The 13835-nt window shown below is 64.8% G+C and carries 15 protein-coding genes; 12 read left to right on the top strand and 3 right to left on the bottom strand.

Annotation, left to right across the window (positions count from 1 at the left end):
• The first annotated feature begins 225 nt into the window (after positions 1 to 225).
• Positions 226 to 1140, top strand: a complete 915-nt coding sequence (locus tag EP237_RS11325) for a Hint domain-containing protein (RefSeq protein ID WP_164744686.1) — start codon at positions 226 to 228, stop codon at positions 1138 to 1140.
• 230 nt (positions 1141 to 1370) lie between these two features.
• Complete coding sequence (locus tag EP237_RS11320) at positions 1371 to 2336, top strand: Hint domain-containing protein (RefSeq protein WP_127561001.1); 966 nt, start codon at positions 1371 to 1373, stop codon at positions 2334 to 2336.
• Positions 2337 to 2357: 21 nt separating this feature from the next.
• On the opposite strand, the gene EP237_RS11315 is transcribed toward EP237_RS11320, so the two are convergent.
• A complete protein-coding gene (locus EP237_RS11315; RefSeq protein WP_164744685.1) occupies positions 2358 to 3188 on the bottom strand; it encodes a protein-disulfide reductase DsbD domain-containing protein in 831 nt (276 codons plus the stop codon).
• Between the two features lie 136 nt (positions 3189 to 3324).
• Here EP237_RS11315 and EP237_RS11310 point away from each other — a divergent pair, with 136 nt between their 5' ends.
• The gene (locus EP237_RS11310; RefSeq protein WP_127561000.1) at positions 3325 to 3882 is read left to right on the top strand and encodes a YqgE/AlgH family protein; all 558 of its coding nucleotides are present in this window, start codon (positions 3325 to 3327) and stop codon (positions 3880 to 3882) included.
• Between the two features lie 170 nt (positions 3883 to 4052).
• Here EP237_RS11310 and EP237_RS11305 read toward each other — a convergent pair whose 3' ends face one another.
• Positions 4053 to 5012, bottom strand: a complete 960-nt coding sequence (locus tag EP237_RS11305) for an L-threonylcarbamoyladenylate synthase (RefSeq protein WP_127560999.1) — start codon at positions 5010 to 5012, stop codon at positions 4053 to 4055.
• A 104-nt stretch (positions 5013 to 5116) separates the two neighbouring features.
• Between EP237_RS11305 and EP237_RS11300 the strand changes: the two genes are divergently transcribed.
• From EP237_RS11300 to EP237_RS11275, 6 genes are all read left to right on the top strand, one after another.
• Positions 5117 to 6814 (top strand): acyl-CoA dehydrogenase, encoded by a 1698-nt coding sequence (locus tag EP237_RS11300; RefSeq protein ID WP_127560998.1) that lies wholly within the window; start codon positions 5117 to 5119, stop codon positions 6812 to 6814.
• A 41-nt stretch (positions 6815 to 6855) separates the two neighbouring features.
• The gene (locus EP237_RS11295; RefSeq protein ID WP_127561063.1) at positions 6856 to 7839 is read left to right on the top strand and encodes an MBL fold metallo-hydrolase; all 984 of its coding nucleotides are present in this window, start codon (positions 6856 to 6858) and stop codon (positions 7837 to 7839) included.
• Positions 7836 to 8303 carry a DUF6173 family protein gene (locus EP237_RS11290; RefSeq protein WP_206052283.1) on the top strand — a complete coding sequence of 156 codons (468 nt, stop codon included), beginning with the start codon at positions 7836 to 7838 and terminating at the stop codon, positions 8301 to 8303. The genes EP237_RS11295 and EP237_RS11290 overlap by 4 nt, the downstream gene beginning before the upstream one ends.
• A complete protein-coding gene (locus EP237_RS11285; protein WP_127560997.1) occupies positions 8303 to 9139 on the top strand; it encodes an endonuclease/exonuclease/phosphatase family protein in 837 nt (278 codons plus the stop codon). Before EP237_RS11290 ends, EP237_RS11285 begins: the two co-directional genes overlap by 1 nt.
• 87 nt (positions 9140 to 9226) lie before the next feature.
• On the top strand, positions 9227 to 9367 hold the full coding sequence (locus tag EP237_RS11280; protein WP_127560996.1) for an aa3-type cytochrome c oxidase subunit IV: 141 nt from the start codon (positions 9227 to 9229) through the stop codon (positions 9365 to 9367).
• Complete coding sequence (locus EP237_RS11275; protein WP_127560995.1) at positions 9364 to 10014, top strand: hypothetical protein; 651 nt, start codon at positions 9364 to 9366, stop codon at positions 10012 to 10014. The genes EP237_RS11280 and EP237_RS11275 overlap by 4 nt, the downstream gene beginning before the upstream one ends.
• Positions 10015 to 10199: 185 nt before the next feature.
• Here the strand turns inward: EP237_RS11275 and rpsU are convergent, their stop codons facing one another.
• Entirely contained in the window at positions 10200 to 10406 is a 207-nt protein-coding gene (gene rpsU / locus EP237_RS11270) for a 30S ribosomal protein S21 (protein WP_071673777.1), read from the bottom strand.
• Positions 10407 to 10519: 113 nt separating this feature from the next.
• On the opposite strand from rpsU, the gene EP237_RS11265 reads away from it, so the two are divergent.
• From EP237_RS11265 to EP237_RS11255, 3 genes are all read left to right on the top strand, one after another.
• On the top strand, positions 10520 to 11221 hold the full coding sequence (locus EP237_RS11265; protein ID WP_127560994.1) for a COQ9 family protein: 702 nt from the start codon (positions 10520 to 10522) through the stop codon (positions 11219 to 11221).
• Positions 11222 to 11224: 3 nt separating this feature from the next.
• Complete coding sequence (locus tag EP237_RS11260) at positions 11225 to 12214, top strand: NAD(P)H-quinone oxidoreductase (RefSeq protein WP_206052282.1); 990 nt, start codon at positions 11225 to 11227, stop codon at positions 12212 to 12214.
• A 239-nt stretch (positions 12215 to 12453) separates the two neighbouring features.
• Positions 12454 to 13782: an MFS transporter gene (locus EP237_RS11255; protein WP_127560993.1), complete on the top strand. Its 1329-nt coding sequence runs from the start codon at positions 12454 to 12456 to the stop codon at positions 13780 to 13782.
• The last annotated feature ends 53 nt before the right edge of the window (positions 13783 to 13835 follow it).

Raw genomic sequence — 13835 nt, 5'->3', positions numbered from 1 at the left:
GCGGCCTGGACAGGGTGCGAAGGCAGGCCCCTCTGCTCAGGACTGTTGGGGCTTTCACAAGCGCCGTTGCCCTTTTGATGTTGCGCACCGGTCGATCCGGTCAGGCAAGGCCTTGTAAAGAATACCAGACTAGCCGCGCGCCCAAAGACCTGCGACAAGGGGATGTGTCCACTTGAAGCCGGTCAGATCCGGGTCAGATTCAGAGTACCAATTTTGGAGGGCGTCATGGCCAGCTACACTTTTGATCAATTGTTTTACTATTTCGGCGGCGCGACAACGGCCACTAACTCCGGGGTTGTGGGAATTGCCGACGATGTGGTGACGGATTCTCAGGCGGATGTCGAATTCGAGCCGGGTGTGGCTGTGACCGGTTCGTCGCATGGGGACAATTTCTACGGCACCTACGCCATGCCGCTTTCGGGTGGGGGCACCATGAACCTGCCAGTCCTGGCGGATACCTGGGACTTCTACATACTGATCCCCGACGGATTTCAGCCTACCGATTTCAACCCGCCAAATCCGTTGGTCTTGGCCGACATCGATACGGTGTCGACCTACACCGTCTGCTTCCTGCCCGGCACCGGCATCGCCGTGCCCGGCGGAACGCGCGCTGTCGAAACACTGGACATCGGGGATCTGATCCGGACCGCTGCTGGTCAGCTGGTTCCCGTCAAATGGATCGGGCGGCAGACCGTCTCGACCCGCTTCGGGCCTGCCGAGCGCCTGATGCCGGTGCGCTTTGCGGCGGGGTCTTTGGGCGATGGCCTGCCAACTGCCGACCTCACGGTGACCGCAGATCATGGCATGCTGGTGGAGGGCGTCATCTGTCATGCCGGGGCGCTTGTGAATGGCACGACGATTATACGGGTGCCTTTGGCCGATATGGGGGAGACCTATACGGTCTACCATATCGAGACCGAGGAACACGAGATCATCCTCGCCAATGGCGCCCGCACCGAGACCTTCATCGACAATGTCACCCGCCGGGCCTTCGACAATTTCGACGAGTTCGAAACGCTCTATGGCGACGTGCCCGAGATGGAAGAACTGCCCTATCCCCGCGCCATGAGCGCGCGGCAGGTGCCTGTCTGGGTCAGTGACCGGCTGCAGATCTTACAGTCCATGCGGAAAGCGGGCTGAACCTTCTCAACCCCTCTCCCGACATGACGGTTCACGCTAGGGGCCGTTGGCAGCGCTGTCCAAAAATGCAGCGGCTTCCTCAAGACGTGCAATCCGTGGAGTTCACAAAACATTTTCGCCTTTGGGACCGGCCGTGCATTGACGCGCAGCAACCTTAAAATAGATTAACAATTACATCAGGATGGGGGGCTCAACCCTCGATTGCGGACGGAAAAAGGGAGGGCTGAGCCATGGCTTCATTCACATATAACAACTACTACTGGTACAACGCGGACGATACGCTCTCGCCGTTTGGGCCGACCCATGCGATGACAGCCACCGGGACAATCACAGACGGCGACGCTGACCAGACTTTCACGCTCACCGGTCCGGATGGCTTCACCTTCAACGGCTCAACCGGTCCGACGAATTTCACGTCTGGCAGTTATCCTTGGGATGTGGAGTATGTCGGCTATATCCTCGACTACAATGGGGCACCCGCGCCGGTTTTCCTGTCCAATACCTATGAGAGCTATCTCAATAGCAGCAACGGCTACTATCTGGTGCTTTCGTCCGAGCCGTCGCCATCTACCCCGATTAACGTCAACTGGTCGACTGATCTGGTCCGGGCAGATTTCGACACCACGCTGCTGTGCTTTCACGCGGGAACCAGGATTGCTACCCCTTCTGGGGCCACTGTGGTTGAGGATCTTCGCATCGGTGACGACGTGCTGACCTCCGAAGGTCGCAGGGTGCCAGTGAAATGGATCGGCCGCCAGACCGTGTCCACCCGCTTTGGTCCGGCCGAGCGCTTGATGCCGGTGCGGTTTGCTGCCGGGTCTCTGGGTGTGGGCCTGCCGCATGCTGACCTTACCGTGACGGCGGATCACGGGATGCTGGTCGATGGGGTGATCTGTCATGCGGGCGCGCTGGTCAACGGCACGACCATCACTTGGGTGCCGCTCTCCGAGATGGGAGAGGCTTACACCGTCTACCATGTCGAGACAGAAGAGCACGAGATCATCCTCGCGAATGGTGCGCCTGCGGAAACCTTCATCGACAACGTGTCCCGCCGGGTCTTCGACAATTTCGCCGAATTCGAAGCGCTTTATGGTGACGTGCCGGAGATGGAGGAATTGTCTTATCCGCGTGCGATGAGCGCCCGGCAGGTGCCTGCGCGCATCGCTGCGCGCTTGAATGGGGCCGTTGCGGCCTGATCCCGTGTCCGGTGTCGGGGCCTACCCCTGGCAGCCGGTCAGTTCCACCGCTGTTCCTGCCGCCAGCACGGTCATCCTCAGGGAAGACCGGTCCATTGCGAAGGGGCCGGCATCGGGGGGGACGATATCGGCCGTGGCAGTGAGCGTGGCGCCGCTGCGCTCCACCATCGCTTCGGATATCCAGATCGACGGGTCGGGCAGTTCGAAGACCACGGTTTCGGCGCTGCCAAGACGGGGCAGGGGAATGCGGGCGACGACCCGCAGACCGTCGCTGATCGGGGTCAGGTCGCATGACACGCGCCCGGCCCCGGCTTCGGCCCCGGTCAGGGGACGGTCGGCCAGCGCCGCGGCGATCCGGGGGTCGGGACGCCCGCCCGCGGGCAGGGTGCCGCGCAGCGCAATCGAGACCGGCATGCAGATATCGTGACAGACGCCCAGGTCTATCCGGCCCGCGAGGCGCAGGGCCCCGGTGCCTTCGGCCAGGGTCAGTTCCAGCGGGAAGATCACGTCGGAACTGTAGCCGATGGATTGCATACCGTTCGAATGAAACACCTCCGGCACCGGCCAGTGCAGGGCGGCGGATAGCAGGCCGCTGCGGTCGCGCAATTGCAGGCGCGGGGGAATGCCCGCTTCGCCCGGCGCGCGCCAATAGGTTTTCCAGCCGGGGGTGAGCCGGATCAGGAGACCGGCCATATGGCTGCCATCGTCCCGCCGCCAGCCTTCCAGTAGCTCGATCTGGACCACGTCTTCCGGCACCACGCCGGATTGGGCGGAGGCCGCCCCGGGCGAGAGATGCAAGGCCAGAACGCAGGTCAGCGCCATCAGCGCGCGGGACAGGATGGATTTGTTCATGGTCTGTCAGGTATTGCCTCGGTCGATCAAAGGGAAGTCACGTTTTGGCGAATTGGCCCATGTCGGAGAGGTTTGCGCGCTTGCACCCATGCAGAATTCCGCACATGTTCATGGAGAGACACAAAAAATATCGGTCATGACCACATATCTGACGGGACAGCTTCTGATCGCCATGCCCGGAATGGGTGACCCCCGGTTTGCCGGGGCGGTGATCCTTCTGTGTGATCATTCCGATGACGGGGCCATGGGGCTGATCGTGAACAAGCCGGTCACGGAAGTCAGTTTTGCCGAGATGATCAGCCAGCTGGGAATCGAGGCCATGCAGCCGCCGAAGATCCCGATCCTCTATGGCGGGCCGGTCGAAACCGGACGTGGGTTTGTGCTGCACAGCGATGACTATGGCGACGAGGGCGGCACGATGCGGGTGCCCGGTGGCTTCGGAATGACGGCGACTCTCGATGTGCTGGAAGACCTTGCCAATGGCGAGGGGCCTGACAGGGCAGTCATGGCGCTTGGCTATTCGGGTTGGGCACCGGGGCAGTTGGAGGCCGAGATCGGCCAGAATGGCTGGCTGACCTGCGACGCGGATGCGGGGATCGTCTTCGGGACCGATATGGACGGCAAATGGGAAGCGGCCCTGGCCAAGCTGGGGGTGTCGCCCCTGATGCTGTCCGCCGAAGCCGGACGCGCCTGAGCAGCGTCGGCGCGGGGGAGCGGACCTCCTCAAGCCCCCCTTTCAGGGGAGCCATCGTCGGCCCGCGTTGCCACGGATTTGCGGATCTCGCAGGATGCCTGGTCGGAGGGTGCTGTGCGCCGAGAGGTCGGATGCCTCCGGCGGAGGTATTTGGGCCAAGATGAAGCCGATCAGCGCGGGGCTGCGGCGCGGGCAAGGCGGTCGTTGATGGCGCGGCCGAGGCCGTGATCGGGGATTGGCGCAATGTGGATCGCGGCGGCTTTTCGGGCCCGGGCGAGCGCATCTGCGGCGTGGAGTGTGGAGAAGAGATGCGCGGCGGCCTCGATCAGGTCGCCTGAGGAGGAGAGGCTCAGGTCAGCGTCGCCGGGCCCGAAGCTCACGTGGATCGCGTTCGGATCGGTCAGCCTGCTGTTCAGGAGAACCGGTGTCTGTGGCGCGTAGTGAGAGGACAATTGGCCCGGGGCCTGCACCTTTCCGGGCGTGGTGTCGGAGATCAGCGCGCCGGTCAGCGGCTCGATTGCCTCCCGCGGCAGGCCGCCTTCGCGCAGCAGCCTTGTGCCGGACCCGGATGGTGCGAGGATGGTGGATTCCAGACCGACACCGCAGGGACCGCCGTCGAGAACGGCGGCGATCCGGCCATCAAGGCCTGCCAGTACATGCGCGGCGGTGGTGGGGCTGATCCGGCCCGAGGGATTGGCGGAGGGCGCGGCGATGGGGCCGCCGAACGCGTCAAGCACGGCGCGCATCAGGGGATGGGCGGGCAGGCGGATGGCGACGGTCTCCAGCCCGGCGGTGACAAGCGGCGAGAGGCCATGGCCGTCGCGCAGCGGCAGGACCATCGTCAGCGGGCCAGGCCAGAAGGTGGCGGCCAGCGCGCGGGCGGTGTCGTTGAGGATCGCAATCCGTTCCACCGCGTCGAGGGACGGAAGATGCACGATCAGCGGGTTGAAGCGGGGGCGGCCCTTGGCCTCGAAGATCCGGGCACAGGCCATGTCGCTGGTGGCGTCGCCCGCCAGCCCGTAGACGGTCTCGGTCGGCAGGCCCACAAGCTGCCCGTCGGACAGAAGACCCGCCGCGCAAGCGATGCCTGCGGGGGTCGGGGAAAGCAGTTCTGTCTTGCCGTTGGACATGAGCGACGTAACGTTTCTGTTGATCGGGGCGGGTATGGCAAAATATCTGGCCCAAGGACAGGCCCATATCGCGCGGCCCGATCCCGTGCCAAGGAGGAGTGACCATGCCCTATACAGCGCCCGTGACGGAATTCGACTTCATCTTCGACAATATCGTCGGCCTCGACCGCGTTGCGGCGACGGACAGGTTTGCCGAGGCGACTCCAGACATGGTCACGGCGATCCTGACCGAAGCAGGCAAGATGGCGGAAACGGTGCTGGCGCCTTTGAACCGGGGAGGGGACCTGCAGGGAGCCTATCTGGAAAACGGCGTGGTGCGCACCAGCCCGGGCTTCGGAGACGGCTACCGGGCGATTGCCGAGGGCGGCTATGTGGGCATGTCGGCGGATCCGGACTTTGGCGGGCTTGGCCTGCCGATGGCGGTGACGACGGCGGTCAATGAGATGGTGGGCTCTGCCTGCCTGTCACTGCAGCTGAACCCCTTGATGACGCAGGGCCAGATCGAGGCGTTGGAACATCACGCGAGTGATGAGCTGAAGGCGATCTACCTGCCCAAGCTAATCTCGGGCGAGTGGAACGGCACCATGAACCTGACCGAGCCGCAGGCCGGGTCGGATGTGGGGGCGCTGCGATCCAAGGCAGAGCCAAATGGCGACGGCACCTATGCCGTGACCGGGCAGAAGATCTATATCAGCTGGGGCGACAATGATTTCACCGCCAATACCTGCCATCTGGTGCTGGCGCGGCTGCCCGACGGGGTGCCGGGGACCAAGGGGATCAGCCTCTTCATGGTGCCCAAGTTCATCCCCGATGCGGATGGCAATCCCGGAGAGCGGAACAGCCTGAACGTGGTGAGCCTGGAACACAAGCTTGGCCTGCATGGGTCACCCACTGCCGTAATGCAGTTCGATGGGGCACGCGGCTGGATGGTCGGCAAACCCCACGGCGGCATGGCGGCGATGTTCACGATGATGAACAATGCCCGGCTTGGCGTGGGGGTGCAGGGCCTTTGCGCCGCCGAGGGGGCCTATCAGCACGCGCTGGCCTATGCGCTGGAACGCAAGCAGGGGCGCAGCCCGGTTGAGGGCGGCACGGGCACCATTCTGGACCACGCCGATGTGCGCCGGATGCTGATGCAGATGAAGGCGGAGATTTTTGCGGCCCGTGCCATTGCGTTGGACAATGCGGTCTCGATCGACATGGCGACGGCAACGGGCGACGCGGCGTGGAAAGCGCGGGCGGCGCTGCTGACGCCGGTGACCAAGGCCTACGGCACCGAGACTGGCATCACCGTCAGCCAGTTGGGCATTCAGGTGCATGGCGGCATGGGCTTCATCGAGGAAACGGGCGCGGCGCAATATCTGCGCGATGTGCGGGTGACGGCGATTTACGAGGGCACCAATGGCATCCAGGCGATGGACCTTGTGGCGCGCAAGATGATGGATGGCGGCGCGGCGATGTACGCGCTGCTTGATGAGGTCGATGCGACGGCGGCGGCGGGGGATCATGCCGGGCTGGCGGCGGCCTCGACTGCGCTGCGCACGGCGACGGAAACGCTCGTGGGCATGGAAATGAATGACCGGTTCGCCGGTGCGGTGCCCTATCTGATGGCTGTGGCGCGGGTTCTGGGCGGGCACTATCACCTCAAGGCATCGCTGGCCGAGGGCGGCGAGGGCCCGCGCACGAAACTGGCGCGCTTCTTCCTTGGCCGGTTGCTGCCCGAGGCCCATGGCCTGCTGACGCAGGCGCTGGCCGGGGCGGAGGATGTCTATGCCCTCAGCGCGGACGAGTTCGCGGCGTGATCCGATACCCGTTTGAGACACCCCCCGCCCCCGGCGAGGCCATGGAGGTCGCCGAGGGCATCCTCTGGCTGCGCTTCCCGCTGCCGATGGCACTGGATCACGTGAACGTCTTCGCCCTGAGGGACGAGGACGGCTGGACCATCGTCGATACCGGGTTCGACAGCCGCAAGGGCCGCGCCATGTGGGAGGCCGTGCTGGCCGGACCTCTGGCCGGTCTGCCCGTTGCGCGGGTTCTGGTGACCCATCACCACCCCGATCATGTGGGGCTGGCGGGCTGGTTCCAGTCGCGCGGGGCGGAGCTGATCACCACCCGAACCGCCTGGCTGATGGCGCGGATGCTGGTGCTCGATGTGCAGGAGGCCCCGACCGAGGAAACGCTCGCCTTCTGGCGCGGCGCGGGGATGGACCCGGAGATTTACGCCAAACGCGCGGCGGAGCGGCCCTTCAACTTTGCCGATGTCGTGGCCCCGATGCCGCTTGGCTACACCCGCATCCGCGAGGGCGACCACCTGCGCATCGGCGGGCGTGACTGGGACGTGCGGATCGGCCACGGCCATGCGCCGGAACATGCGACGCTGTGGTGCCGGGATGAGGCTCTGGTTCTGGGGGGCGATCAGCTTTTGCCGTCGATTTCCCCCAACCTCGGCGTCTACGCGACCGAACCGATGGCCGACCCGGTGGCGGACTGGATCGAAAGCTGCGGGCACCTTGCTCGTTACGCACGCGCCGATCAACTTGTCCTGCCCGGCCACAAGCTGCCCTTCACCGGGCTGCCCGACCGGATGCACCAGTTGATCGAAAACCACCACGGCGCCCTGTCACGTCTGCGTGAGCATCTGGACCGTCCCCGCGTCGCCACCGACTGCTTCCTGCCCTTGTTCAAAAGGCAGATCGGCGAGGGCACCTATGGGCTCGCCATGGTCGAGGCGATGGCGCATCTCAATCATCTGCTTGCCCTGGGCGAGGTCACGCGCGAGAAACGGGAGGACGGCGCGTGGCTGTGGCAGCTCAGGGAGGGGACGTGACACAGGATATTCAGACATCGGCCGAGGCGATGGAGGCTGCGGCACTGCCCGATGCGGGCGTTGTGCATTGCGACCCCTGTACGCCGAAAACGCCGGAACAGATGCCCCTGCCAGACAGGTTGCAGGACAAGCCGGTGGAAGAGAAATCTCCCGCTGAATGGGCCTATGAGCGGATCATCCTCTACATCCAGAATTTCGAAGAGCAACTGGATGCGGAACACGAGGTCGCCATGGGTTTCACCGGGTCCGACAGCGGTGTGATCCGGATCGAAGGAATGGGCTTTTTCGGCCCTGATATCCTGACCTTCTACGGCAGCGACGATGTGGGGATCAAAACCCAGATGATCCAGCATGTGAGCCAGTTGAACGTCACCCTGCGGGCGCTGCCAAAACTGCCCGACCGGCCCGCGCAGCGGATCGGTTTTCGTCTGGCCGGTGATCTGGAGGCCGAGGCTGCAGGCTGATGCGTGTCCTGTGCCTGAATGCCTGGGGCGGCAAGCTGCATGACGCGCTGATCGCGTATCTCTCGGATGCGTCCCCGGATATTCTGTGTCTGCAAGAGGTGACCCACAGCCCCGAAAGCGACAAGGACTGGCTGACCTATCGCGACGGCGATCATGTGCTGAACCAGCGTGCCAATCTGTTCCGGGACATTGCCGCCGCGCTGCCGGGTCATGCGGGGCAGTTCTGCCCGGCCGCGCAGGGTGTGCTGTGGGACGGGGACCGCCCGGTGCCCTCGCAATGGGGGCTGGCGACGTTCGTGCGGCGGACGCTGCCGGTGATCGGGCAGGTGCAAAGGTTCGTTCACAAGGGCTATGGGGCGCAGGGGTTCGGCGACCATCCGCGGTCCAGAAATGCCCATGGCGTCCGGGTCTGGGACCATGCCCGCGACCGGGCGCTGACCGTCGTTCACATGCACGGGCTGCGTGATCTGTCTGGCAAGGGCGATACCCCCGAACGGCTTGCGCAGGCGAAGCGTCTTGCGGCCCTGATCGAAGGCTTGGCCGAGCCAGGGGATGACGTTGTGGCCTGCGGCGATTTCAATGTTCTGCCCGACAGCGACACCTTCGATCTTCTGGCCGGGATCGGGCTGCGCGATCTGGTCACGGGCCGGGGCCATGACGGCACCCGCACCGGGCTCTACCCCAAGCCGAGCAAGTTCGCCGATTACATGCTGGTCAGTGAATCGCTGGCGGATGCCGGGTTCGCCGTCGTCCGCGACCCGGAGGTGTCGGATCATTGTCCGCTATTGCTGAGTATCGCCGCCCGCAAGGCGGGTAAAACGGTCACATTAGGCTGAATCCGGGGGTGAAAGCCGTGACAGGCGTGGCGAAATCGGCTAACTCGAATCGCGACGAAACACACAGGACGAATGGGAACACACCCGATGGCAGACAACACCCACAAGCACGGTGAAATGGAGATCCAGGACCAGGAAGCGACCTTCAACGGCTTCGTGAAGTTCCTGACCAACAGCATCATTGCCTGTCTGGTGGTGGTGGTGATTCTGGCGGTGTTCTTCCAATGATCTTCCGGCGCGCGTTCCTGGCCCTCGGGCTTCTGCTTGGCCTGGCCGCCTGTGGCGCGGAACCGGTCTGGGCCCCGGACGAGGCCGTTGCGCGCGCCAGATACGTTCCCGCCGGTCCGCCGACGGTGACGCTCTATACCATGATTTCGAACACCTCGGGGGCGGGTGGCCATTCCGCTCTGATGATCGACGGGGAGCAGCGGCTGCTGTTTGACCCGGCCGGAACATGGCACCACCCGCAGGCCCCGGAACGCAATGACGTGTTCTTCGGGATGAGCCCGCAACTGCATGACTTCTACATGGATTACCACGCACGCGAGACCTATCACGTCGTGGTGCAGGAGGTGGAAGTGACACCCGCTATTGCGGCGCAGCTGAGCCAGGCTGTGCTGTCTTACGGCGCGGTGCCCAAGGCGCAGTGCTCCTTCTCGATCTCTCATATTCTCAGCCAGGTTCCCGGCTGGGGCCACATCCAGCGATCCTATTTCCCGCGCCGGACGATGGAATCCTTCGCTGAAATCCCCGGTGTGCGCGAAGAACGGGTTTATGACGATGATACCGACAACAACCGCGAGATTCTGGCACGACAGGCGGCGGTGGAACTGCGCAATCAGCGGGTGGCCGAGATTATCGCAGATGGCGGCTGATCGGCGCCGCCGGGTCTGACCGCTTTCGCACCCCGCGCCATCCGGTAGCGGGGTGTTTTCTTGCGCCGTCATCGCTGCAAGACTGATCTGCCATATGCTGCCAAAGAAAAACCCCCGGGCCGGGTGGCGCGGGGGCGTCGTTCGGGCGGCAAGCCGCCCCTTGGTTCGCAAAGCCTGAAGGGAGCTTAGAGCATCCCTTCGCGCTGCGCTTTCTTCCGAGCCAGCTTGCGAGCACGGCGAATTGCTTCGGCCTTCTCACGCGCTTTTTTCTCGGACGGTTTTTCGTAATGCTGCTTGAGCTTCATCTCACGAAAAACACCCTCACGCTGCAGCTTTTTCTTCAGAGCCCGGAGGGCCTGATCGACATTGTTGTCACGAACGCTAACCTGCATGTGGTTTTCACCACCTTTCTAAGTTGGAGTTGCAAGAATTTGCAGGAGGTGGCGCTATAGCAAAGGCCCGACTATATGTCCAGCATCTGCCCGCGTATGACCGGAGGCCCGCCATGACCGATCTGAAAGACCAAATCCTCGATGCCGCCCTGATGCATGTCGTCTTTGACGGCTGGTCCGAGGCGACGCTTTCTGCGGCAATTGCGGATGTCGGCGCGGATGCGGGCGAGGCGCGGGCGCTGTTTCCGCGCGGCCCGGTCGACCTGGCGCTGGCCTTCCATCGCCGGGGCGACGACGCGATGGTGGCGGCGCTGACGCCTGCGGCGCTGGCGGGCCTGAAGATCCGCGAGAAGATCACCCATGCGATTCGGCTGCGGCTGGAATTGATGGAGATGGACAAGGAGGCGGTGCGGCGCGGCACGACCCTGTTCGCCCTGCCGATCCATGCCGCAGACGGGGCCAAGGCCCTGTGGGAAACCGCCGACAAGATCTGGACCGCGATCGGGGATACCAGTGAGGATTACAACTGGTACACCAAGCGCATGACACTGTCGGGGGTCTATTCCTCGGTGGTGCTCTACTGGCTTGGGGACCACTCCGAGGGGCACGAGGCGACATGGGCCTTCCTCGACCGGCGGATCGAGGATGTGATGCGGTTCGAGAAATTCAAGGCGCAGGCGCGGGAGAGCAAGCTGCTGAAACCGCTGATGGCGGGGCCGGAATGGCTGCTGAGCCAGATCAAACCGCCGTCGAAAGGGGGCATGGCCGACATGCCCGGATATTGGGGCCGGCGTGACGGCCAGGGGGAAGGATAAGCGATGAACCTGCCAGAGACGATGCGCGCGGTTGAGATTGCAGGGTCCGGCGGGCCGGAGGTGCTGCGCCCGGTGGATGTGCCGGTACCGACCCCCGGCGCGGGGCAGATCCTGATCGCGGTGGACTATGCGGGGGTGAACCGCCCCGACGCGCTGCAACGCGCGGGCAGCTACGCGCCGCCGCCCGATGCCTCGCCCCTGCCGGGGCTGGAGGCCGCGGGGACGGTTGCCGCCGTGGGGCCGGGCGTGTCGCAGTGGCAGGTGGGCGACAAGGTGACGGCGCTGCTGCCCGGCGGCGGCTATGCCGAATACGTTCTGACCTTCGCGGACCACGCGCTGCCGGTGCCGCAGGGCATGGCGATGGACCGCGCGGCGGCGCTGTGTGAGACCTTCTTCACCGTCTGGTCCAATGTCTTCATGCGCGGCGGGTTGCAGGCGGGGGAGCGGTTCCTTGTCCATGGCGGATCGTCGGGCATCGGCACGACGGCGATCCAGCTGGCGCGCGAATTCGGCGCGCGGGTCTTTGCGACGGCAGGATCAGCCGAGAAATGCGCGGCCTGCGAGGACCTGGGTGCAGAACGGGCGATCAACTACCGCGAGGAGGATTTCGCCGAGGTGCTGCGCGGGATGGGCGGTGCGGACCTGATCCTCGACATGGTAGGCGGGCCTTACATTGCCAAGAACCTCAAGGCGCTGGCCGATGACGGGCGGCTGGTGCAGATCGCGTTCCTGCAAGGCCCCAAGGCCGAGGTGAACTTCGCGCAGCTGATGACACGGCGGCTGACCATGACCGGATCGACCCTGCGCCCGCAAAGCGTGCAGGCCAAGGCGCGCATCGCGGCGGAACTGGCGGCCCATGTCTGGCCGTTGCTGGAGGCGGGGAAGATCGGGCCGGTGATGGATTCCGAATTCCCGCTGGAGGATGCCGCAGGGGCCCATGCGCGGATGGAAAGCTCCGCCCATATCGGCAAGATCGTCCTGAAGGTCCGCTGACGCGGTTTCGCCGCCTGCGGCGTCGACCCGGGAGCGGCCCTCGTCATGCCCCTTCGGGGCCCTCCTCGGGCCGCGTTGCCACGGGACGGGGGTGAGGCAGGTTTGGACCGGTGGGGTGTGCTCTGGGCCGAACGGGAGGCGGGTCGCGCGCGTGCGTCTTGCCGGTACCAGGGATTGCTGCCGGGCCGCTTTTGTCGCTGAATACGTGGCATATGGCCCGGTCCGAGGAAGAAACTGCCATGTTGCGCATTCTGAAACATCCCGTTTTTGCCCGGTTGTTCGCGGCGCAGGTCGTGGCGCTGCTTGGTACCGGGCTGTTGACCGTGGCGCTGGCGCTGCTGGCCTATGATCTGGCGGGCGATCGGGCGGGCACGGTTCTGGGCACGGCGCTGACGCTGAAGATGGTGGCCTATGTCGTGTTATCACCAGTTCTGGCCGCCGCATTGGCGCATCTGCCACGCAAGGTGGTGCTGGTGGGGGCGGACCTGATCCGGGCGAGCGTGGCTCTGGCGCTGCCCTTCATCGACGGGGTTTGGCAGATCTACGGGCTGATCTTCGTGTTGCAGGCGGCGTCGGCCAGCTTCACGCCCGCCTTTCAGGCCACCATCCCCGATGTGCTGACAGATGAGGCCGATTATACCAACGCCCTGTCGCTGTCGCGGCTCGCCTATGATCTGGAAAACCTGCTCAGCCCGACGATTGCCGGGCTTCTGCTGCTCGTCATGAGCTATTCGATGCTGTTCGTCGGCACCGTTGCGGGGTTCCTGATCTCGGCGGCTCTGATCCTGAGCGTGTCTCTGCCTGCACGGGCCAGTGGAGCGCAGAGACCCTTCCGGGAGCGCCTGACGCGCGGGACGTTCATTTACCTCGCCACGCCCCGCTTGCGGGGGTTGCTGGCCCTGAACATGGCCGTCGCCGCCGTCATCGCCTTCGTGCTGGTCGATACGGTGGTCCTGGTGCGGGGGCGATTTGACGGAGGGGAGCGGGAGGTGGCCATTGCCATGGCGGCCTTCGGGGCGGGGTCGATGCTGGCGGCGCTGGTGCTGCCCCGGTTGCTGATCCGGCTGGCTGACCGGGCGGTGATGCTGGCGGGAGGAACCGGGCTGGCCCTGATCGGGTTTGGCTACGCGCTGGTTCTATGGGGCGAGGGGCAAAGCTGGGGCCTGTTGCTGGCGGTCTGGGCGGTGCTCGGCCTGTGCAATTCGGCGGTGATGACGCCCTCGGGCCGGTTGCTGCGCCGATCCGCCCATGAGGAGGACCGTCCGGCGATCTTCACGGCACAATTCGCGCTGTCCCATGCCTGCTGGCTGCTGGCCTATCCCGCGGCCGGGTGGTTGGGTCCGTGGCTGGGGCTTGAGACGACGCTCGCCTTGCTGGCGCTGGTCGCGGGCGGTTCGGTTTTGCTGGCAATGCGGGTCTGGCCCGCCAGCCGCCCCGAAATGATTGAACACAGCCACCCGGATCTGCCGCCCGATCACCCGCATCTGCGCGCCCATGGTGGTGCGCGGCGGCACAGTCATCCGATCATCATTGATGATGAACACTTGCACTGGCCTTCGCAGGGCTAGGAAGGGAAGGGGCGCCGCTCTGCGCGTGTTGCCGCGGGATGGGCAAAATGAGG

Origin of the sequence: Nioella ostreopsis, assembly GCF_004000255.1 — a bacterium.
Classification (GTDB): Bacteria; Pseudomonadota; Alphaproteobacteria; order Rhodobacterales; family Rhodobacteraceae; genus Nioella; species Nioella ostreopsis.
The sequence above is the reverse complement of the archived record's forward strand: the minus strand, read 5'-3'. Positions and strand labels throughout refer to the sequence as shown.

What these genes read in the sequence shown, in the direction of transcription:
- EP237_RS11260 (WP_206052282.1), top strand. Translation starts at nt 11,225, where the DNA reads ATGAACCTGCCAGAGACGATGCGCGCGGTTGAGATTGCAGGGTCCGGC.
- EP237_RS11300 (WP_127560998.1), top strand. Translation starts at nt 5,117, where the DNA reads ATGCCCTATACAGCGCCCGTGACGGAATTCGACTTCATCTTCGACAAT.
- EP237_RS11315 (WP_164744685.1), bottom strand. Translation starts at nt 3,188, where the DNA reads ATGAACAAATCCATCCTGTCCCGCGCGCTGATGGCGCTGACCTGCGTT.
- EP237_RS11265 (WP_127560994.1), top strand. Translation starts at nt 10,520, where the DNA reads ATGACCGATCTGAAAGACCAAATCCTCGATGCCGCCCTGATGCATGTC.
- EP237_RS11320 (WP_127561001.1), top strand. Translation starts at nt 1,371, where the DNA reads ATGGCTTCATTCACATATAACAACTACTACTGGTACAACGCGGACGAT.
- EP237_RS11295 (WP_127561063.1), top strand. Translation starts at nt 6,856, where the DNA reads ATGGAGGTCGCCGAGGGCATCCTCTGGCTGCGCTTCCCGCTGCCGATG.
- EP237_RS11325 (WP_164744686.1), top strand. Translation starts at nt 226, where the DNA reads ATGGCCAGCTACACTTTTGATCAATTGTTTTACTATTTCGGCGGCGCG.
- EP237_RS11310 (WP_127561000.1), top strand. Translation starts at nt 3,325, where the DNA reads ATGACCACATATCTGACGGGACAGCTTCTGATCGCCATGCCCGGAATG.
- EP237_RS11275 (WP_127560995.1), top strand. Translation starts at nt 9,364, where the DNA reads ATGATCTTCCGGCGCGCGTTCCTGGCCCTCGGGCTTCTGCTTGGCCTG.
- EP237_RS11255 (WP_127560993.1), top strand. Translation starts at nt 12,454, where the DNA reads ATGTTGCGCATTCTGAAACATCCCGTTTTTGCCCGGTTGTTCGCGGCG.
- EP237_RS11280 (WP_127560996.1), top strand. Translation starts at nt 9,227, where the DNA reads ATGGCAGACAACACCCACAAGCACGGTGAAATGGAGATCCAGGACCAG.
- EP237_RS11305 (WP_127560999.1), bottom strand. Translation starts at nt 5,012, where the DNA reads ATGTCCAACGGCAAGACAGAACTGCTTTCCCCGACCCCCGCAGGCATC.
- rpsU (WP_071673777.1), bottom strand. Translation starts at nt 10,406, where the DNA reads ATGCAGGTTAGCGTTCGTGACAACAATGTCGATCAGGCCCTCCGGGCT.
- EP237_RS11285 (WP_127560997.1), top strand. Translation starts at nt 8,303, where the DNA reads ATGCGTGTCCTGTGCCTGAATGCCTGGGGCGGCAAGCTGCATGACGCG.